Annotated in this window: 15 protein-coding genes and 1 tRNA gene; 9 read left to right on the top strand and 7 right to left on the bottom strand. The window is 40.3% G+C overall.

Annotated features, from left to right (window positions below; all coding sequences use genetic code 11):
- Both LBH98_00310 and lptE read left to right on the top strand, forming a co-directional pair.
- A complete protein-coding gene (locus LBH98_00310) occupies positions 1-2,820 on the top strand; it encodes a 3'-5' exoribonuclease (GenBank protein MDR0303205.1) in 2,820 nt (939 codons plus the stop codon).
- Complete coding sequence (gene lptE, locus LBH98_00305; protein MDR0303204.1) at positions 2,817-3,299, top strand: LPS assembly lipoprotein LptE; 483 nt, start codon at positions 2,817-2,819, stop codon at positions 3,297-3,299. Before LBH98_00310 ends, lptE begins: the two co-directional genes overlap by 4 nt.
- Here lptE and hisC read toward each other — a convergent pair.
- The 4 genes from hisC to LBH98_00285 are packed head-to-tail and all read right to left on the bottom strand — an operon-like array spanning position 3,286 to position 7,924.
- Positions 3,286-4,347, bottom strand: a complete 1,062-nt coding sequence (gene hisC, locus LBH98_00300; protein MDR0303203.1) for a histidinol-phosphate transaminase — start codon at positions 4,345-4,347, stop codon at positions 3,286-3,288. The two genes, lptE and hisC, sit on opposite strands and share 14 nt — an antisense overlap.
- Before the next feature lie 50 nt (positions 4,348-4,397).
- Positions 4,398-5,387 (bottom strand): TRAP transporter substrate-binding protein DctP, encoded by a 990-nt coding sequence (gene dctP / locus LBH98_00295; GenBank protein MDR0303202.1) that lies wholly within the window; start codon positions 5,385-5,387, stop codon positions 4,398-4,400.
- 12 nt (positions 5,388-5,399) lie between these two features.
- Positions 5,400-6,374 carry a TRAP transporter TatT component family protein gene (locus LBH98_00290; GenBank protein MDR0303201.1) on the bottom strand — a complete coding sequence of 325 codons (975 nt, stop codon included), beginning with the start codon at positions 6,372-6,374 and terminating at the stop codon, positions 5,400-5,402.
- A 17-nt stretch (positions 6,375-6,391) separates the two neighbouring features.
- The gene (locus LBH98_00285) at positions 6,392-7,924 is read right to left on the bottom strand and encodes an NAD(P)/FAD-dependent oxidoreductase (GenBank protein ID MDR0303200.1); all 1,533 of its coding nucleotides are present in this window, start codon (positions 7,922-7,924) and stop codon (positions 6,392-6,394) included.
- 180 nt (positions 7,925-8,104) lie between these two features.
- Here LBH98_00285 and uvrB point away from each other — a divergent pair, with 180 nt between their 5' ends.
- Positions 8,105-10,087 carry an excinuclease ABC subunit UvrB gene (uvrB, locus tag LBH98_00280; GenBank protein MDR0303199.1) on the top strand — a complete coding sequence of 661 codons (1,983 nt, stop codon included), beginning with the start codon at positions 8,105-8,107 and terminating at the stop codon, positions 10,085-10,087.
- Positions 10,088-10,119: 32 nt separating this feature from the next.
- Here the strand turns inward: uvrB and LBH98_00275 are convergent.
- Positions 10,120-10,192, bottom strand: a tRNA-Thr gene (locus LBH98_00275).
- Positions 10,193-10,325: 133 nt separating this feature from the next.
- Here LBH98_00275 and LBH98_00270 point away from each other — a divergent pair.
- Complete coding sequence (locus LBH98_00270; protein ID MDR0303198.1) at positions 10,326-11,258, top strand: hypothetical protein; 933 nt, start codon at positions 10,326-10,328, stop codon at positions 11,256-11,258.
- A gap of 149 nt (positions 11,259-11,407) precedes the next feature.
- A complete protein-coding gene (gene flgF, locus LBH98_00265; GenBank protein MDR0303197.1) occupies positions 11,408-12,142 on the top strand; it encodes a flagellar basal-body rod protein FlgF in 735 nt (244 codons plus the stop codon).
- A 3-nt stretch (positions 12,143-12,145) separates the two neighbouring features.
- Here flgF and tgt read toward each other — a convergent pair whose 3' ends face one another.
- Positions 12,146-13,264, bottom strand: a complete 1,119-nt coding sequence (gene tgt, locus LBH98_00260) for a tRNA guanosine(34) transglycosylase Tgt (protein ID MDR0303196.1) — start codon at positions 13,262-13,264, stop codon at positions 12,146-12,148.
- A 16-nt stretch (positions 13,265-13,280) separates the two neighbouring features.
- Positions 13,281-14,720: an insulinase family protein gene (locus tag LBH98_00255; protein ID MDR0303195.1), complete on the bottom strand. Its 1,440-nt coding sequence runs from the start codon at positions 14,718-14,720 to the stop codon at positions 13,281-13,283.
- 156 nt (positions 14,721-14,876) lie between these two features.
- Here LBH98_00255 and nadE point away from each other — a divergent pair, with 156 nt between their 5' ends.
- From nadE to LBH98_00235, 4 genes are all read left to right on the top strand, one after another.
- Entirely contained in the window at positions 14,877-15,605 is a 729-nt protein-coding gene (gene nadE, locus LBH98_00250) for an NAD(+) synthase (protein ID MDR0303194.1), read from the top strand.
- Between the two features lie 94 nt (positions 15,606-15,699).
- On the top strand, positions 15,700-17,478 hold the full coding sequence (locus tag LBH98_00245) for a leucine-rich repeat protein (protein ID MDR0303193.1): 1,779 nt from the start codon (positions 15,700-15,702) through the stop codon (positions 17,476-17,478).
- A gap of 47 nt (positions 17,479-17,525) precedes the next feature.
- Positions 17,526-18,311, top strand: coding sequence for a GDSL-type esterase/lipase family protein (locus LBH98_00240; GenBank protein MDR0303192.1), 786 nt, complete (start codon positions 17,526-17,528; stop codon positions 18,309-18,311).
- Positions 18,312-18,904: 593 nt separating this feature from the next.
- On the top strand, positions 18,905-20,940 hold a 2,036-nt coding region (locus tag LBH98_00235; protein MDR0303191.1), incomplete at its 3' end, for an InlB B-repeat-containing protein.

The following is a 20,940-nucleotide window of genomic DNA, read 5'->3' as shown; positions in this document are numbered from 1 at the left end:
ATGTCGATTTTTGACGGTGCGGATGCAAAAACACAAGAAAAACTAAAAGCCATCCTTAATCACAAGAAAAAACAAAAGCGTTTTAATAACGTTCGCGTTAGGGTGCCGGATTTTGTCGCAGTCGATATTGAAACTACCGGTTTGAATAAAAACAAAGACAAAGTTATTGAAATAGGAGCGGTTAAATTTATCGACGGAAAGATGTCCGAAACGTTTTCTACTTTAATTTATCCGAAAATAAATATTCCTCAAAAAATAACGCAATTAACAGGGATAAGCGACGAATTGGTAAAAGATTCTCCGCAGTTTTGTGAAATTATGGATAAATTTATTGAATTTATCGGAAGACTTGCGATATGCGGGCATAATGTTGATTTCGACATATCGTTTTTGAATGCGGAAATTAAACGAAACGGCGGGAAAGAAATAACTAATTGGAATATTGATACTTTGGTTTTATCGAGAACTATTTTGGAACTGGAAGAAGGGTACGCGCTTGCAAAAGTTGCACGGCGTTTGGGCGTTTCTCTTGAAAATGCGCACAGAGCGTTAGACGACGCAAAGGCGTCCGGTTTTATTGCGCTGAATTTGATTTCCAGAATTAAAGATATTCCGGAAATTCCCAGGGCGAAAATGGCTAACAACACGCATGGACTTATAAAAAGAGTTTTGGAAAAAACTTTGGAAAATATATCTCCTCAAAAACCTAAATACGATATAATCCCAAATATAAAACCTATCGTTCCGTTTGAAAACGGTTCTAAAATTTCAGAAGACTCAATCGATAAAACGTTTAACGAGAGTTTGAAATCCGTTATTGATAACTATAAAGTTCGCAAAGAACAGATTGATTTTGCAAATATAGTCGTAAAATCGCTTAATGAAAACAACATCGGCGTTATAGAAGCCGGGACCGGAACGGGAAAGACTTTAGGATATTTAATTCCCGCGATATTTACGGCGTTGCAAAAAAATGAAAGAATTATTATTTCGACCAATACTAAGCAATTACAGAATCAATTGGCAAAGAAAGATTTACCTGTTTTGACGAAATTGTTCGATAAAAAATTTTTGTATGCGGTTCTTAAAGGCAAGAACAATTATATTTGCAGAAAAGCGTTTGAGGAAGTTATAGACGGTGAGATGCGGGAAATTTCTCATAGAGAAAGGAGTTCGCTTTTGCCGTTGATAAAATGGTACTATAAAACGAAATCCGGCGACATTGAAGAGCAGAACGCTTTTAATCGTAGAACAAACATGAAAATTTGGGACGTTATATCTGCGGAAAACAAGCATTGTCTAAAATGTTCGTTTTCGCAGACGTGTTTTTTGATAAAAGCGAGAAAATATGCCTCGGCTTCGCACATCGTCGTGGTAAATCACGCATTTTTTTACAGTGATATTATTGCAGGAAACGAAATTATTGAAAATACGGCGGGAATCATTTTTGACGAAGCGCACCGCCTTGAGGAAGTAGGATATTATTCTCTGCAAACCGATGTTGATACAAATAGAATAAATGTCGCCGTCGAAGCGTTTCAGAGCTTACATACAAGTTTATACAATCTGACAAAAATATTTTCGGAAAACCGAGATTTTATAGACGACGCATTAAAACTGAAACACGTAATTTATAACGCCAGAAAAGACGGCGCCGCATTTTTGGAAGAAATTACAAATTGGATGTTTGAAAATTTTCGACAAGACTCTAAGGATTCTCAAAATTCTATAATTACGCTCGAATATAAAAACGCCCCGTTCGCAGATTTTGACGGACTTAAAGGATTGCTTATGAACATAGAAGAATTTCACGGTTTGTCAAGACTGATAGGACAAAAATATTGTGATTTAATTGAACAAAATAATATTGCGTCCGCATTTACTTATGCGCAAAATACGGCGAACCAGATTAAAGCGGATCTTGAATACTTATGCGCCGCACAAACCGAAGGCGATATATTTTGGATAGAAGGTCCTGCAAGTAAAAAATGGGTAAAACTAACCGGAACAACTACAAAAATTTGTGATTTTTTAAATCCGTTTTGGAAACGATATTCAAAACCTGTAATTTTTACTTCGGCGACGCTTTCACCGCAAAAAAATATAGAATATTTTGCACAAAGGATAGGAATTTCGGATTGCCTGCCTGTATTGAAAGAATTTGAAACAAAAAAGGCGTTCGATGAAATATTTTTTGCCGTTTCCGCAAAATCTCCCGAAACCGGAACGCAAGAACATAATATATACACGGCAAAAACGATTCTTGAAATAAGCAAACACTGTCAAAAAAACATTCTTGTTCTTTTTACGAACAATGAAAATTTGGAAATTGTTTTTAATGAAACGAACAAAGACGAAAAACAACTTAATATTTTTGCGCAAGGAATCAGCGGGAACAACGCTTGGATACAACGGCAAATGAAAGATACGCGCGGAGCGGTTTTGTTGGGCGGCGGAACATTTTGGGAAGGGGTGGATATGTCCGGAAAAGAATGTGAAATTGTTATCATCCCCAAACTTCCGTTTCCTATACCGACTCACCCTCTTCAAAAACAATTGATGCAAAATGCCGAGAAAGACGGACAAAGCGGATTTATCGCATATTCTTTACCGGAGGCGCTGCTCAAATTCAGGCAAGGCATAGGACGGCTTATCCGCAGAGACGACGACAGAGGCGCGTTGATAATTCTTGACAGTAGAATAATAACAAAAAATTACGGTAAACAATTCATTAATCTTGTCGGAAGTCCTATGAACAAATATGACGACTTGTGTGAAATATTTCCTGAATTTGACAAATTTTTTGAGTGCGGCGAATGAAAAAACTGACTTTTACAATTATCGGTGTAGTTTTTATAGGATGCGCTTATACTTTCAGCGGTTCGTCCCTTCCTTCCAATATCAAAACCGTAGAGATTCCATTGTTTGAAAACAGTGCGTTGGTTCAAGGCGTCGCCGAAAGAATCACGGAAGTTTTATCGCAAAAAGCGTCACGTGAAAAACTTACCGTTGTCGCCAAAAACGGAGATTCTTATATAGGCGGAAATGTTGTTTATTATAAAAATTCGGCGCAGGATTATTCAGGCGACAGAAATTCGCTTACGATTAAAACGCATTCCGTCGAAATAGTTGCAGATATTGTGTTTTTTGACAATAAAAACGGAAAAGAAATTTACAAGGGACGGATTATTTCCATCGGAAATTACGATTTCTCTACCGAAACCGAAGAGGACGGCAGATCTCGTGCAATTGACGATATTACGGAGAAAATTCTGCAAAATTCTATTAAAAGTTGGTGAGAATTTCCTTTATCGCGTCAATCAGTATTTTCATTTCACCGTCTGTGCCGATGGAAATTCTAACCCAATTGGAAATGCGCTCTTTATTCCAATACCTGATTAAAATACCTTTTGATTTTAATTTTAAGTATAAATTTTGCGCCGATATTTTGGGAGGAGATGCAAAAATAAAATTTGATAACGATTCAAGAACCTCAAATCCGATTTTTCGCAGTTCTTCGCTTATCCAAGTCCGTGTTCCAATAATTTTTCGGCAGCAATTTCTAAAATAATCCGCATCTTTAATCGCAGCAACCGCGATTTCGATTGAAAGACGGTCAAGCGTATATGAATTAAAGGAATTTTTTACTTTGTTAAGAGTATTTATAAGTTCCGCGTTACCGACCGCGTAACCTACTCTCGCACCGGCTAAAGAGTACGATTTCGATAATGTTTTTATCAATAAAATATTATTATGTTTCATAGATAAATCGACCGCGCTTTCTCCGCCGAAATCTATGTACGCTTCATCGCAAATTATAAGAGAATTTTTATTCTTTTTTACAAATTCTTCAATTTGTATTTTTTTTAATGCGATTCCGGTAGGCGCATTAGGGTTACATATAACGACTCCGTCCGAATTTTCCGGATAATTTTCTATGTCGATAGTCCAGTCGGATTTAAGCGGTACGATTTTGGCTTTAACGTTGAAAATATTGCACCAAACAGGATAAAAGCCGTATGTTATATCCGAAAAAATAATTTCTTTCCCGCTAAAAAAAGCCATAAACGCCATAGCCAAAATTTCATCCGAAGAGTTTCCGCAGAATACGTTTTCGCAGTTCACACGCTCAAATTCGGAAATCGCCCGTTTCAAAATATTTGTATCGGGATCAGGGTACAGACGAAGTGCGGAATAATCAAATTTTTTAATTGCGATTTCAACTTTCGGCGACGGAGAATATGGATTTTCGTTCGTATTAAGTTTTATATAACTCATATCTTTGGGCTGTTCGCCTGCAATATACGGCTCAATTCCGCTAATCATTTTCCCATCGAATTCACTCATATTTTTCTCATTTTAACAGAGTAAAATTTATTCAAAACAATACACAAAAATTACTTGTTTCCCGCACGATACTCTTCAAGATATTTTTTTACCTGCTCGTAACTTTGCGGTTCGATTGTCGTTCCTATAACCGCCTTTACTCCTTTTTCGGCGATCGTCTTCCACTGCCCCCTGACATTTTGCGGAACCTCACTCACTTTTAACCCGTATGTTTGCATAATTTGCAAGGCTTCGTCATCGGCTTTGTCAATATCCGCCTGCATTTTTTCACCGACTTTTATCGCTATGTCTTCAAGTTTTTTGCGCATATCCGCAGGAATTTTATTCCACGATTCAAGTGAAACGACGACACCGCCTAAAAGCGGCGCCCATTTCATATTGCACATGTTCGGCGCCGCTCCGAACCATTGATAAGCCGCAGCGGTAAGCGGAGAAATCGTAACCGCGTCAATCATTCCGCTTTGAAGCGAAGTCATAATATCGTTGGTGGAAAGCGGAACCGGCTGGAACCCCATAGTTTTCCAGACCTTTACGGCATCCGGATCTCCGGCATAAATAAATATTTTTTGCTTTTGTAAATCGGCCGGATTAACTATCGGCTGTTTTGAGAAAAAATTCACCCAGCCGATTTTGCTCCAAAGCAAAACCTTAAATCCGTTTCCTTCAACCTTTTTTTCAAGATACGGCTTCATTTTTTCAAGTATGTACCAAAATTCGTCTTCGTTATCATACATCATTGGAATTTGTACGGTAAGTATTCCTTTGAATACGTCAGCCATTCCCACACCCGTCATAGCGACCATATCCAATTGCTTGATTTTTACTTTACGAATCATATCCGCTTCGTCGCCGGCGATTCCCCCGGCATACATTTTTACTTGCACCGCGCCGCTTGACGCTTTTTGCCATTGCGCCGCCATATCCCGCAAAGCGTCGTCCCAAGGAGAATTTTGGGGGGCGAGCGAACCCAATTTTATTGTAATTGCAGATGCACAAAAAAACATCGCCGAAACCAAAAACACAAAAGTAAATTTCTTCATTTTTATCTCCTTCTACTCGTCATTTTCGTCTAAATATTCGTCGGCGGGAATTATTTCCGCATCCGAAACATGTTCCGTCTCAAATACTTTCGGAATTATGAATTCGTCTTTATTTGCAATTAAATAACGCACCCTTTCAAGCTGCAAAATCCGTAATAATTTCATATTGGGAACATCGTCAATTCTAATTTTTGAGGCGATGTCCAAAAGTTCGTCAAATTCTTTTTCGTTTTGTTGCGCGACAGAAACCGCTTGCACAAAATTTATATACGGTGAATAATTCTTGCCGTCCGAAAGTTCAACGGCTCGTTCAAAATGTACTCTCGCTTTCGCCGTATCGCCTCCCATAGACGGCGGCATTGAGCCGTAGAATGTTATTAAAAATTCGTCGATAACGCCGTTTCCGTAGTCGGGATTTAATTCTGCGACACGAAAAAGCAACGCTTTGGCTTGCGGAACTGTGAGCGCTAATTTCATATTAAATTTGTCGCAGGTAAATGCGCCCATCCATGCCATTCCTGACCAGTAAAGCAAGTCGATGTCCGCCGCTTTTACTTTTGAAAGCGTTCCGTCGATATCCTTTGCCAAATTCTTTTTGAAATCGGGATATTTTAACTCCAAAGCCGAGATACCGTAGTCTCTTGCGCGAATATACATATTTCTCGCTCGAACGTAAAGATGTTTTCGCAAAGCTTCGTCGCTTGACGTGTCGGCGTTATAGTGAATAAACGCATAAGCGTAAGACGTAAATCCCATTGCCGCCGCTGCGCGAATCCCCGCGTGTTTGGGGTTGCCTTCAATAATCCCTTCGTACACTTTCAACGCTAGAGGAAGCGCTTCGGCGATAAATTCCGGATCATCGTCGTTCATAATAAACGAAGAAGAACCGCCGCCGGAAAGCCCGTTTGAAACCTTGTTCAAAATTATTTTTGAACAGCCGTTTAACAAAAAAAGCGATAAAATCGCAACTAAAAAAAACAAACGCATAAATAACACTCCGTATTTTAACTCTTTTTATATTCTTTGATTATTTCCGAAGCGCACATAGCTCCGCCTAAAATCGTCCCGCTGAAACCGCCGCCCGGAATCGAATACGCAGATGAAATATACAAATTTTTTATAGGCGTCTTATGTTTTGGACGCTGCGTTATCATCTGCCCCGGAATCTGTGCAAAACCGTAAGCCGACCCAAACGGATTTCCGGTATAATTGCATATCGTTCGCGGCGTACCGACTTCGTAACCTTCAATCAAATCTTTAATTCCGTTAAATTCGTTATTTAAACGGTTTATCAAAATCTCGGCGACATTCTTTTTCTTGCTTTTGTATTCTTCGTCTGTCAAATTTTCCCAGTTTTCAATATAATCGGTCAAACAAATTGAACCGCAACTTTTACCTTTCGGCGACATTGAATCGTCAATTTGCCCATAGTCAACAAAAATTATTGGAACGGTTTCAAAGTCCGAATTCATATTTACAGCAAGATCGTTGAGCGTTTTGAATTTTTCGCTGAGAATTATCGTGGAATACGCATTTACGCCGACTTCGTTGAGCGATTTTGAAAATCCGATATAGACCGATAAAAGCGAACAGGCAGGCTTAAATTTTTTGTATTTTTCACGCAAAATTCCGCTTTGAATCGGAGGAAGTAAATCGTATAAAACCGGAATAGCGCAATTTGCTATGATTTTATCGGCATAAAATTCCGAAACCTCGTTTTTTTGATTTTTCGCTTTTATTCCGACTACTTTCGCCGCAGTTTCATCTGTAATTATCTGGGTTACAGCGGTATTGAAAACAAGTTCGCCGCCATTTTCTTTTATTATTTTTGCAAAATAATTAGATAGATTTTGTGAGCCGCCTTTAACAAAGTGTCCGCCGCCGATAATATAATTAGCCTGCGCCGAAGCGAACCATATAATTGAAAGTTCGTACGGATTATCGTGGAAATAGTTTGTGTTCGCCGCTAAAATAAGTTTCAAATTCTCGCTTTTTATGTACTTATCTAAAAATTTTCCAAGCGTTTGGTTGTAATTTCCAATCAAATGCGGAATTATGAACGGTGAAAAAGCCAAAATCAGAAATTTTAGTTTCGGATTATTTGTAACTATGTAAAGGTCTCGGCGAATTCCTAATAATGTCGAAAAGAATTTTTTAATTCCCTTTTTATCTTCCGGAAAACGTCGGCATAATTCCGTTTGCACCGCTTCGACACCGTTTCCCATGGTAAAATCAATAGTTTTATCGGTATTTTGAACTTTGTAGAATTCGCGTGATTTTAAAAATTCCACATTCTTAAAAACATCTAATTTTTCAAACAAAGCGACTTTATTATCTTTCGGATAAAGCCCGTCAATTTCGTGCAAGCCGACTTCCATTGAAAACCCTTTACGTTTGAATGTCGTCGCGCAGCCGCCTGCTACGGAATGCTGTTCTACAAGCAAAATTTTACGTCCGTTTTTCGCCAAAATCGCAGATGCGACAAGCCCGCCCAATCCTGCGCCGATAACGGCTATATCGTATTTTTTATTTTCCACCGGCTATCCGATTCTGTTTGAATAATTTTCTTAAATATACGAATTATCCCCGCCTTAAATGTGTAAAAACGAAAATTTTACAATATGAATCGAGTATTTTGCCTGTTATCTCCAAAACAAACCGCGATTTTACATAAAATGTATTATTTTGTCATTCGACAATATCGATAAGGATAAAAAATGCCGTTTAATCTTGTGAGCGATTATTCTCCGGCGGGCGACCAGCCGAAAGCGATAGCCGAATTAACCGAAGGAATAAAAAACGGAGAAAAATTTCATACGCTTTTGGGCGTAACGGGGTCGGGAAAAACATTTACCATCGCCAATGTTATAAAAAACTTAAATATGCCTGTTTTAATAATTTCCCACAACAAAACGCTTGCGGCGCAGCTTTTTGAAGAATTTAAAGCGTTCTTTCCGGAAAACGCCGTAGAATATTTTGTAAGTTTTTATGACTACTATCAGCCTGAAGCGTATATCCCGTCAACCGACACTTACATTGAAAAAACAGCCGACATAAACGACGAAATCGACCGATTACGCCTGAAAGCGACAGCCTCGCTTTTGTCGCGGAAAGATACCATAGTCGTCGCTTCTGTAAGTTGTATATACAATATAGGTTCACCGCAAAATTACAGCAAAAATTGTTTAACTTTATCTGTCAATATGACGATTCTACAGCGGAATTTGCTAGAACAATTTGTAAATATGCAATACGTCAGGAATGATTTTGTGTTTGAGCGCGGGAATTTCAGAGTTCGCGGCGATACGATTGACATTTATCCGGCATACGAAGAACAAGGGCTTCGACTTTCGTTTTTCGGAGACGAACTAGAGCGAATTTCCGTAATTGATCCGCTTACGGGAAATACGAAATACGCTCTTGACGAAATTATACTTTTTCCTGCAAAATACTATTCTTCGACCAACGTCTCGATTCCGGACGCAGTTAAAGAAATAAAAATCGAAATGGAAGGACAGATTAAAAAATTCGAGTCGGAAAACAAACTCATTGAGGCGCAACGACTATATGAGCGAACCGCACACGATATGGAGATGCTTTTGGAAGTCGGTTATATAAACGGAATTGAAAACTATTCGCGGATTTTAGACGGACGTAAGACAGGAGAGCGCCCGTATTCTCTGCTTGATTTTTTTGAAGCGCCGTTTTTGACGATAATTGACGAATCTCACATAACGGTTCCGCAGGTGAGCGGAATGTATAACGGAGACCGTGCAAGAAAACAAACGCTTGTAAATCACGGATTTCGCATTCCGTCGGCGCTTGATAACCGTCCGTTAAAATTTGACGAATTTGAAAAACTGCTTAACAACGTGATATTTTTGTCCGCGACTCCCGCAAATTACGAATTAGAAAAAACCGGCGGCGTTATCGTCGAACAGGTCATTCGTCCTACCGGGCTTGTCGATCCGGAAATTGAAGTTTTACCGGCTAAAACACAGGTTGACGATTTGATATTTCAACTGCGAAAAATCGTCGCAAAAGGCGAAAGAGCGTTGGTTACAACCCTTACAAAAAGGCAGTCGGAGGATCTGTCGCAGCATTTGCAGAATTTGGATTTTCGCGTACGCTACCTTCATTCCGAAATCGATACTCTTAACCGTCCTATAATTTTGAACGACTTGCGTAAAGGTGAATTTGATATTTTGATAGGAATAAATTTGCTTCGCGAGGGCTTGGATTTGCCGGAGGTCTCGCTTGTAGCGATTTTAGACGCCGACCGCGAAGGGTTTCTGCGTTCGACAAAATCGCTTATTCAGATTGCCGGACGGGCGGCAAGAAACATAAACGGGCGAATTATTTTTTATGCCGACACTATAACGGATTCCATAAAGAAAACGCTTGAAGAAACCGATCGCCGCCGTAAAATTCAACTTGAATATAATGAGGCAAATAATATAATTCCGCGTTCGACAACGCGTACAATAGGCGAAACATTTTACAATTACAACGAAAATTACGTTGAAAATTCCGAATCTCTCATGGCGGCGGAAAACAGAGAAGTTTACGGCGAAAAAAGCGAAGATTTGGAATTTGTAATAGAAAAATTGACCGAGCAAATGAATATCGCCGCCAAAAAACTTGACTTTGAGAGCGCCGCAAAATTCCGCGACAAAATTATTCGGCTACGGGGAAAATAAAAACTCCCGCCAAAATTACAGGAGTCAAAACGAGCCGATGACCGGAGTCGAACCAGCGACCCACGCATTACGAATGCGTTGCTCTACCAACTGAGCTACATCGGCAAAATATCAAGGAAGAATATAATAAATTTTACGACAAGAATGCAAGATTAAAACCTTACATGTCGAAATTATCGACTAAGCGATGGAAATAAATGCTATTTTTAATCGTTTAGATTTTGTTGAAAAGAGAAAAATGAAAAATTTACTTATTATTGCGTTTTTTACAATAAACACGGTTATAATCGGCTGCAGTGACAGAAACGGCAAAGATTCGACAAAAAACGGTGTTTTTAAAATAGATATAGACACTACTTGGTACATAACAAGCGAAAATACTAAAACATTCAATTTGAGCGCCGCGGAACAGCTCGCCGGTTTAGCGGTATTGGTCGCAAACGGAAACACTATGTTTGGAAAAACAATTATGCTTTCTAACGATATATCCATTAACGGTAATACGACAAGAGCAAAAAGCGATAAATCGGATTTTCCGATAAATATTTGGACGGCGATAGGAAGCCGTTCGAATCCGTTTAAAGGAGTATTTGACGGAGACGGACATACGGTAAGCGGTATATATGTAAGTTCGCCAAAAAGCGATCAAGGATTTTTCGGATGGATTTGTGAGGCGACGATAAAAAATCTTGGGCTTTTGGATCTATATATCGACGGATGGGATTATGTCGGCGGGCTGGCGGGGACTAACAGGTTAAGTAAAATTTCTAATTGTTACGCGACCGGTAAAGTGAACGGGACAAAACTCTACGCGGGCGGACTTGTGGGCTACAACGACGGCGGCGCAATATCTGATTCTTATTCAAACATTGATGTGTCGGGAAACAGCGATGTCGGCGGGCTGGCGGGAAGTAACGACGCCGGATCTATAGAAAACTGCTACTCTTCCGGAACGGTTGCCGGAAAAACAAACACGGGCGGGTTTGTCGGCGGTAATTATTTCGGAAGTATTGTTAATTGCTATTACGACAAACAGACAAGCGGACAAAGCGACAATGAAAAAGGCGAAGGGAAAACGACTTCGGAAATGAAACAACAAAATACTTATGCAAACTGGGATTTTACAAGCGTTTGGAATATAAGCGGTAATTATCCGTTTTTACGTTTTTAAGAGGAATAATTTTCCCATATAACGATATTTAATGTTAATATTATAAGTTATCAAGAAATAAAATTATCTCATAATTGTTATTTTGCCGCAATATTATACGAATCGGCACAATTCTTGCATATATTTTCTAACACATGGGGAGGTGTAAAATGTTAGGAAGTATAAAACACGCATCGCAAGGGATGATTTTGCAGATGCAGAAACAAGACCAAATTGCAAACAATCTTGCAAACGTCAACACGATCGGTTTCAAAAGTTCGTCGCTTTTTGCAGAACAAGTCGAAAGATATATGAACAATCCGAACCACGAAGTTCTTCCTGAAAGAACGCTGAAAGCCGACCAGGTTTTTATCGATTACCGTGAAGGAACTCCGATTCAAACGGGCAATACGTTTGATTTAATGATTAAAGGTTCCGGATTTTTCACTGTAATGACAAACGAAGGAATTAGATATACACGCGACGGTTCGTTCCAAACCGACTCCGACGGATTTCTAATTGACGGCAACGGCGGTCGGGTTTTCGGCGAAGACGGATTTATAAGGATTGAACAAACCAGAGGAAACGTCTCCATTCTTGACGATGGAAAAGTTATGCAGGACGGGCAGGAAATCGATACGTTACGAATTTCGGATTTTAATAAACCGTACCGGCTTACCAGAATGGGGAATAATTATTTCCGTCCTTTACAACCGGATAATCCTGTTGTTCGTTCCGACGGATTCGTTATAAAACAAGGATATTTGGAAAGTTCGAACGTAGATAATATAAAAATGATGGTTGATATGATTGCGGCGCACAGAAATTACGACATGATTTCAAAAGCGATTCAATCGGAAGACTCAACGCTTGAAAAAACCGTGAATCAGGTCGGAAGATTGTAAGATTCAAACTCGTTTACTTATTTTCGGCAGAATTTCCTTTTTCCATTCGTGGAAAGAATTGTTTAGAATTCTTTCCCGTGCGGTTTTAACCAAATTAACGTAAAAATAAACATTGTGAAGAGAAAGAAGCCGCAGAGCCAAAATTTCGCCTGCAAGATATAAGTGGCGTATATAACTTCGTGAAAAATTTTTACAAGCGTAACAATCGCAGTTTTTGTCGATAGGATTGTCAAAATCCATGCGGTATTTTGAATTTCGGATATTCACCTGCCCGTCCCAAGAATAAGCCGAACCGTTTCGGGCGTTTCGTGTGGGAATAACGCAGTCGAACATATCGATTCCGCTGTCGATTCCTTCAATAACATCAGCGGGCTTTCCCACTCCCATAAGGTATCTCGGTTTGTTTTTTGGAAGCAGATTCGCCGTAAATTTTGCGGCTTTATACATATCTTCTATGTTTTCTCCGACCGCAAGTCCGCCGATAGAATAGCCGTCAAAATTCATTTGCACTAATTCTTTTGCGCAATATTCGCGTAACCGTTCGTTAATTCCGCCTTGCACAATTCCGAATAAAAACTGTTCGTATCCGTGATAAAACGGAATTTCTTCGTGTGATATTTTGCATCTCTTCGCCCATTTTATCGTACGCTCGACCGCTTTTTTTATTTGGGTGAATTCGGCTGTCGACGGCGGGCATTCGTCAAACGGCATAATTATATCCGCTCCCAGATTATGTTCTGTCCGCATAACGCTTTCGGGGGTAAAATAATGTTTTGAACCGTCGATATGAGACTGAAAATGTACGCCGTCGTCGGTGATTTTTCGCATTTCTTTGAGCGAAAACACCTGAAATCCTCCGCTGTCGGTTAAAATCGCCCCGTTCCAATTTTCAAACTTATGAAGTCCGCCGGCGGCGGCGATTACTTCGCTCGTCGGGCGTAAGTGCAGGTGATAAGTGTTTGCTAAAATTATTTTTGCGCCTGCGTCCGAAAGTTCGTGCGGAGAAAGCGATTTTACACTTGCCTGCGTTCCTACGGGCATAAAAACCGGCGTTTCAATTTTTCCGTGAGCGCTTGTAAAAACTCCCGCCCGTGCGGAAGAATTTTTATTTTCCGCAAGCAGTTCAAACGGCGGCGCGTTATTCAAGTTTTCCTGAATTTTTTTCAAAATAATGTGCGTCGATAATTTTCGGATTTAATTTTTCAATTGAAAATCCGTTATATTCCGGTAAATTTTTCAACATCGAAGTGTCGGTGACTATCACCGTGAAAAATTGCTTTTTATCGAAAAATTTTTTTACCTCAAGTCCTACGCTGTCCGCCGAAATAGTTCTTAATTCGTTTTCGTATTCAATGTAATGATTTGACTTTCCGCCGTCAAATTCGTTTTTAAGAAATGTAGAAACCCTGTCCTCGCTCGTGCGAAAAATTGACGGAAGCGACAAAATAAACTGTTCGATTTTTTCATTTGTTTCATCTGGCAAAAATTTTTCGTTTACAGTGTTTTCAACGATTTCACGCGTAAGAGCCAATGCGTGATTTGTGTTTTCAATTTTTGTGAAGAACTGTGTACTAAATGTCGAGGCAAAACGATAATCGCTGCCGAACATAGAATAAATGGAGTAAGTTAATCCCTCGTCGCTGCGAATCCGTGATACGAGCCGTGAATTAAATCCGCCGCCTAAAATCTCGTTAAAAATCGTAAGCGGATAATATCGGTTATCCGGACGTTTAAACGACGGCAGTCCCGTTTTAACGTAAGACTGATTTAATCCGTCTTTGTGTATTATAATCGTTTGCGGATTTTGCGCCGTTTTTATTTCGGGGAAACTACGTGAATTTTCGTTTCGTTTTTTACCGAAATTTTTTTCCACAAAACTTTTCACCGTGTTTTCGTCAATATCGCCGCTCGCCGCGACAATCATTTTCGCGTCTTGCATCAAATATTTATGATACTGTAAAAGATCGTTTTTCATAATATTTTCGGCAAAATCCATAGATAAAAGTTCGCTTACCGGCGTCTGCGGATAAATCAGCGATTTCCAAGCGGCAGAAAGTAAATTTGACGGATTATCAAACCTGTGAGTTATGTTTTGTTTTAATTTTGCCGCGTTTATGGCTATTCTCGCCGAATCAAAAAGCGGGTTTTGCAAAATGTCTTCAAAAATTTCAAACGCCGTTTTTTTATTTTCCGAAAGCCCTGAAACGATAAAATCCGTTCTGTTCGCTTCGTTATACACAAAAATTGAAACGGCGTTGAGCGCAAGCAGACTGTCAATTTGCGCCGGAGAAAACTTTTTGCTTCCACCGTTTCTAATCGACATAGAATACAATTGTGAAGCGCCTTTTGGCTGTGGATTTTCAAGCAAGTTTCCCGCTTCAAAACTTAACTGAAGATAAAAAATTCCTACGGAATTGTCTTTTTCATAATAAAACGGAATTTTACCGATAGTTTTACGATAATTTTTCCCGTCTGGAATTTTCCAATTCAACTCTGCGAATTTCAACGAATCCGGATGAAGAAACTGCGGAAAAATCGAGCCGGCGGCAAAAAATAAAAGCAAAAATATTTTATTCATTCTTATTTCTTTTCCAAAAATTTTCTATCTAAATATACTATTCGCCAAAAAATAAAGTCGATATGAGTCCCCCGCGTTTTGTTTTGGCGGCGAATATTATATTATATGGAAAGGTATTTGTCCGACGCATAAACGTATTTTGAAAGGAACGGCGCGATGAGGGATTATGAATTTGAAACTCAAAAAAGAATCGAATTTATTCGAAGCGTTGTGAAATCGTCGGGTGCGGACGGAATCGTTTACGGAAACAGCGGCGGTAAAGACTGCACTCTTGTCGGTATTCTTTGTAAAAAGGCTTGTGATAATACTTTAGGACTTATTATGCCCTGCGGCTCAAATCAAAATTACACGACGGATAAAACCGACGCTCAAGCCGTAGCAAAGCAGTTTGATATAGAAACGCGCACAGTCGATTTGTCCGATGTGAAAAACGAATTTGTCAGAATTGCGGGCAAGGCGGTGCAACTTGATAATAGCGCGCTTGTCAATATAGCGCCGCGTTTGCGAATGACGACGCTTTACGCGGCGGCCGCCGGTGAAAATCGCATTGTCGCAGGAACGGGAAACCGAAGCGAGATATATATGGGTTATTTTACGAAATGGGGCGACGGCGCTTGCGATTTTAATCCGATCGCCGACCTTAGCGTCAGCGAAATTTACGAATTTTTGCGTTTTCTCAAAGCGCCGGCCTGCGTTATTGAAAAAGCCCCGTCGGCAGGATTATTTGACGGGCAGACCGATGAAAAAGAAATGGGAATTACTTATCGCGGCATAGACGAATTTTTACTGAACGGCGAGGCAAGCGAGGACGACAAAGCCGTGATAAAAAGATTTCACGACAGAAGCGAACATAAGCGGACGGCGCCGATTTTGTTTGAGAGTTAAATAAAAAAGTATTTTCGTTAAAACACAAGCGATTTTTTATCTTTATTCTATTATACTTGTAAATTAAATGTAATTTTTTTGAAAGGGGGTGCGGTTGCAAACCAAATTAAAAAACGCTTTACCGCTTGTTTGCCGCAAGGCTGTTTTTGTATCGTTAGCGTTATTGGCGGCGTTTGTTCCGTCTTTACAGGCGCAGCATAATACTAAACACGTATTGCATAACGGCGGAGGACGCTCTGACGCGGAGAACGTCGTCTTCGTCATCTTAGGCGACGGATATGCGTCAAATCAGCAAACCGCTTTTTTGGAGTTGGCGCAAAAGACTTGCGATGCAATCATAAATAAACGTTATCCTTATACTCTTTTCAAAGACAGAATAAATATTTACGCGATAGAAACACATTCCACAGGCGAGGACGGCTTCCTTGGTTTTGTAAAAGGCGGGTCTCTTGTTTTTGGAACTAATGACGCAAGTAAAGTCGCTACAGTAATACAGCAGCACGCTGCGAAAACCGCTATGACAATGATTTTTGCCAACGGCAACTCAGGTCAAGCATGGGGTTGGGCGTATGAAAGTATGAAAGTCCCCGGGACTCAATCGGGGTGGTGTGTAGTCGGAATAGGCGGCGATAATGAAACCAACATAGAAAAGATGATGCACGAAACCGGTCATTCTCTTGGGATATTGTGGGACGAGTATTGCGCCGGAACAACCGGTATGCAGGAACGGGCGAACAGTTCAATAGATTCCAACCCAAATACTAATCCGTGGAGAGCATGGCTGGGGATTGAAGACATAGGCATGTACCAACAGCCAAACCAGTGTAAAACTCATGTTACTCCGACCGTCTGGTTAACGGCGGGAAGATTCGGAGTGTGTCTTATGCAAGGTTCGGGAAACAACAGTCCCTACTGCCGTGTATGTTCTGCGGAACTTATAAGGCGCATGGCAAAAATAATTGACGAACCGTATAAAGCAAATGACGATACCTTAACATCATTTGATATTCCTCGCGGAGCGAAGCGTATAGTCAACGCCGCGTTTAACGGTTGCTTCAATCTGGAAAGCGTAATCATTCCAAGTTCCGTTCAAACCATAGGCGATTACGCCTTTTTGCGCGATACGTCTTTGAAAACGATAAGCAATTTTGCCGCAGCGCCGCAAGAGATAAATTCGACGGTGTTTTACGGAATAAACAATCTTGATAAAATCGTCCTTCGAGTTCCGCCGACAAGCGTAGAGACTTATAAGGCGACTGAAATTTGGAAAGAATTTAACGTAACCGCCTTAGACGAAAACCTGATAATTTATCATCAAATTACTATAACCGGCGCTCCGAACGGGAAAATTACTATAGACGGAATAGCGGTCGTCTCGGATATTCCTCAAACGAAAAACGTCGCCGACGGCGGTTCGTTGACTGTAATATTTGAGCCTGACGCAGAATATGAAATTAAGCAGATTTACGTTAACGGTCGAGAGACTATTTTCTATCCGACTGGCGGCGCAAATAATTCTGCGACGGGAGAGTCGATGGAATATACTTTTGATAACGTTACGGGCGATTCGACGATTCATGTAATATTTGTTCCGTACGGCAGCAGTCCCATCGACAAAGTTAAAACGGCGAAAACCGCTTCCATTTCTTTTGCCGGAATAAAGAACGGGCAAATAAACGTCAATCTGAAAGCGGGCGATTACACTGTCGAACTTTACAACGTTCAGGGACGAATGCTAGACAGAGTAAATATCAGTGCGGTAAACGGTTTGAACGCTACGGGGTTGAAAACCGCCGGTCTTTCTAAAGGAACGTTTATTCTTAACGTTAAACAGGCGGGGGTATCTGTTTTAAAACAGAAGATTAGGATTTAGAAGAACAAAAAAGGTTAATTTATTCATTTGAACAAGAAAGGGTTTATATGAAAATCACAAAAATTTTAGTTATCGTATCCGCGATTATTTTTCTTATATCTTGCAGTAAAGACACGGAAAACGTAAACGACGGAAATTATAAGAAACTTGACATCGCACAAAATTCGACTATCGTGTGCTTCGGAAACAGTTTGACGCAGGGATGGGGAGCAAGAGGCGGCTTTTATCCGGTCGATACAAGCAAAGCGTATCCGCATTATCTGGCTCAAAAGGTGAATATCCCGGTAATAAATCTTGGTATAAGCGGTGAAACGAGTCAAGACGCTTTGAGCAGAGTAGATGAAGTTTTATCGTACAATCCGGCGATTATTTTTATTGAGTTCGGAGCGAACGATTTATTTGAACAAATGGAAAAGGTAACGTCCGGCGGCAATATCAATTTGTCTTTTGTAGAAGACGACGTTGAAAAAAACTTTGAAGAAATGCTTGAAAGACTTGTCAACGACAACAGACAAATTTACCTTGTTAAATTTTACAACAGAGAAATAGCGCAGGAATTACTTAAAGGGGAAATAGAAGTCTGGGGTGAAATTTATAAATACGACTATATGTTTATTTATAGCGATTACGAAAATATGTTTGCCCGTTTGAAAACAAAATACCGCGCAACGCTTATCTCAAATATTTGGGACGGAATCTGGGGAAAAGACCATCTTATGTATGACGGCGACAATATTATGATTCATCCCAACGCCGACGGTTATAGGATAATGGCGGACAATTACTTCAAGACGGTCAAAGGATTTTTGGAATTTAACGACTTGCTGTTATAAATTTTTGAAAGAAGAATTTCGCTTTCAAAATAATAACAAACGGATTATATTATTTTGTGTTTCACAAACAACTCCGCCGCTTGAGAAATTGAGCGGCGGGTTTTATTTTTAACTCTTTCAAACTTTTCCTCGTATTTATCAAAACAATAAATTATTTTATTAATACCACAGAAAAGAGTCGATAAAGTTTCTTTTGAAATTTTGTTGACCGATTTAAGTGTCTATATAGTCGGCACCCTCTCAGGGTTGCTCTGTTTAGCTGTATAGACACGTCTTCCAACACTAATAATCCGTTGGACATACTCTTTTCTGTGGTAAGAATTATGATTATGGGCAGAGCGACCTTTTTCTGTTTTTTACCGCAAAAGGTTTCTTCTATATTTCCCTAATTCATAATGTTTTTGGTTCGGCTGATATCCGATATCCGTACGGCGCGACAACACGATTTAGAAGAAAGACTGGATTGCTTCGCTACGCTCGCAATGACGGACACAGTTGACACAGTACAAACGTCATTGCGAGGAACGCAGTGACGAAGCAAACCAGAGATAGACAAAGGAAATAATAAAATTATTAAACAGAGGGGTGTTATTATGCTGAACAAAAACAGATTTCTAAGAGTGGCGGCGACGATTGCCGCGTTGTGTGTAACGGGAAATGCGGCGGATTATGTACCGAATGAATATAAGGAGTATAAATATAATGATATTGACGAAGGGGTTACTCATGAATGTGATTCTTTTCCTGCACATGTAGAGGTTTACGCCGTTGGCGGCGGAGGGGGAGGACAGGGTGGGAATAACAACGCTCAAGGGAGCGGTAGCCATTATGCTGGAACTGGTTCCGGCGGTGGAGGGGGAGGAGCGGCTTATATGATATTTGGTATTACGAAAAAAGCATCTATTTCTATAAATGTAGGCCGCGGAGGAATTGGCGGATTCGAGTATTATAGCGGTTATTGGGAGGGGTGGATGGAGGGCTGTAAGGGTGGAGATGGCGAAACAACATCTGTTATATATAACTCAATAAAACTATACGCGGATGGTGGTATAGGTGGAGGAATAACCGCCCAATCCTTAGCCGGCGGCGCAGGCGGAAGTGCGAGCGTCCATGGTTTATCGGCTTCGGCTTTTGCAACAGAAAAAGGATCTCCCGGTAAAGACGGATTTAAAAATGATGATGTGAGATGGAATGATAAATATAGCCGTGGCGGTGATGCCGGAAAAATAAATAATATAGGTTATTTAGAGTCTTTTGGCGGTGATGGAGTTATAGCCGGAAGTGGAGGAGGATTTGGCGGCGGTGGAAGCGGTAATTATTCGGCAATTGGCAATAACATTACGGGGAGGAAAGGCTTTGATGGCAAAAGCGGTCAAGTTATAGTTATCGTAACATACTTACGGACGGTAACATTTAACAGCAATAGCGGCTCGCCGAATCCGAGTCCAATATCTGAGATTCTCAACGGCGCAAAAATCAGTAAACCAAATGACCCGACAAGAGCAAACCATGAATTCTTGGGCTGGTTTACGGATTTGAACAGCAACATTCAGTGGGATTTTGCAAACAATACGATAACCAAAGACATTACGCTTATTGCAAAATGGTTTGATGTAAACGAAGGCAATGCGATACGTATGTCCGGCGACAAAACATACATTTATGACAACACAGAGAAGAAACTTCAAACGATAGAACTTTATTTGAAAGCATCGGATGAGTGGGTGATATTGCAGGAAGGCGCGGATTTTACCGCCGATTACGCAGGCAGCAATGTAAATTCGGGAACGGTAAGCGCAACGATTACAGGCGCGGGTGATTATGTCGCACGAATTGCGTCAATACCGGAAGCAGACAAAAAATTATCGTTCACAATACAAAAGCGTCCGATTACCGTAACATGGGATAATACGGCTCTTATTTACAACGGCGAACCTCAGACGCCAACGCCAATAAGCAGCGACCCAAATTTTCCTGTTGAGTTGAAACCAGGAACTCAAAACACCGACATAGGACGTTATAATGCCGAAGCGGTAACTTCAAACACAAACATTACTTTGTCCGGCAATACGACGACGTATGTAATTAACCCCAAACCAATCAAGATAATCTGGGGTAATAAGCGAGAGTTTGTTTATAACAAGATGATACAGTATCCGACGTGGAGTTTGGAGTCTGACGAGATTGACAAAAACCATGTTTACATCGCCCCGACGTATGCTGTGGTAGGTGAATACACGATAGCGAACGGTCTTGCGCCTGTTGTTAGAATAGTGGACGAACACAACAGCAATATTTATCACAATAATTACACTCTTGTCAACACCAGAGTTGATTACGAAATAGTAAAGAAGGAACTTGATGTCGTATTGAAAAAGAACGGTAACATTGTCGAAGAGGTTGAAGTATCAAAGGGTGATATAAATACGGTCGGCGATGTGCAAAACGCCTTAAAAGCGTTAATCGACTACAAAGGCTTTGCTACCGATACGATAAATAAGACAAGCGACGACAAAGGTGTATTAACCGGAGAACCGATATTTGAAATTACCTCAAAAGAAAGCGGGCAGTCTTTGCGTTCGGTAAGAGACGGCGGTGCAATAGCGGTGAGTGAATTACTTCAAAACGG

The sequence above is a fragment of the Chitinispirillales bacterium genome, from assembly GCA_031254455.1.
Classification (GTDB): domain Bacteria; phylum Fibrobacterota; class Chitinivibrionia; order Chitinivibrionales; family Chitinivibrionaceae; genus WRFX01.
The sequence above is the reverse complement of the archived record's forward strand: the minus strand, read 5'-3'. Positions and strand labels throughout refer to the sequence as shown.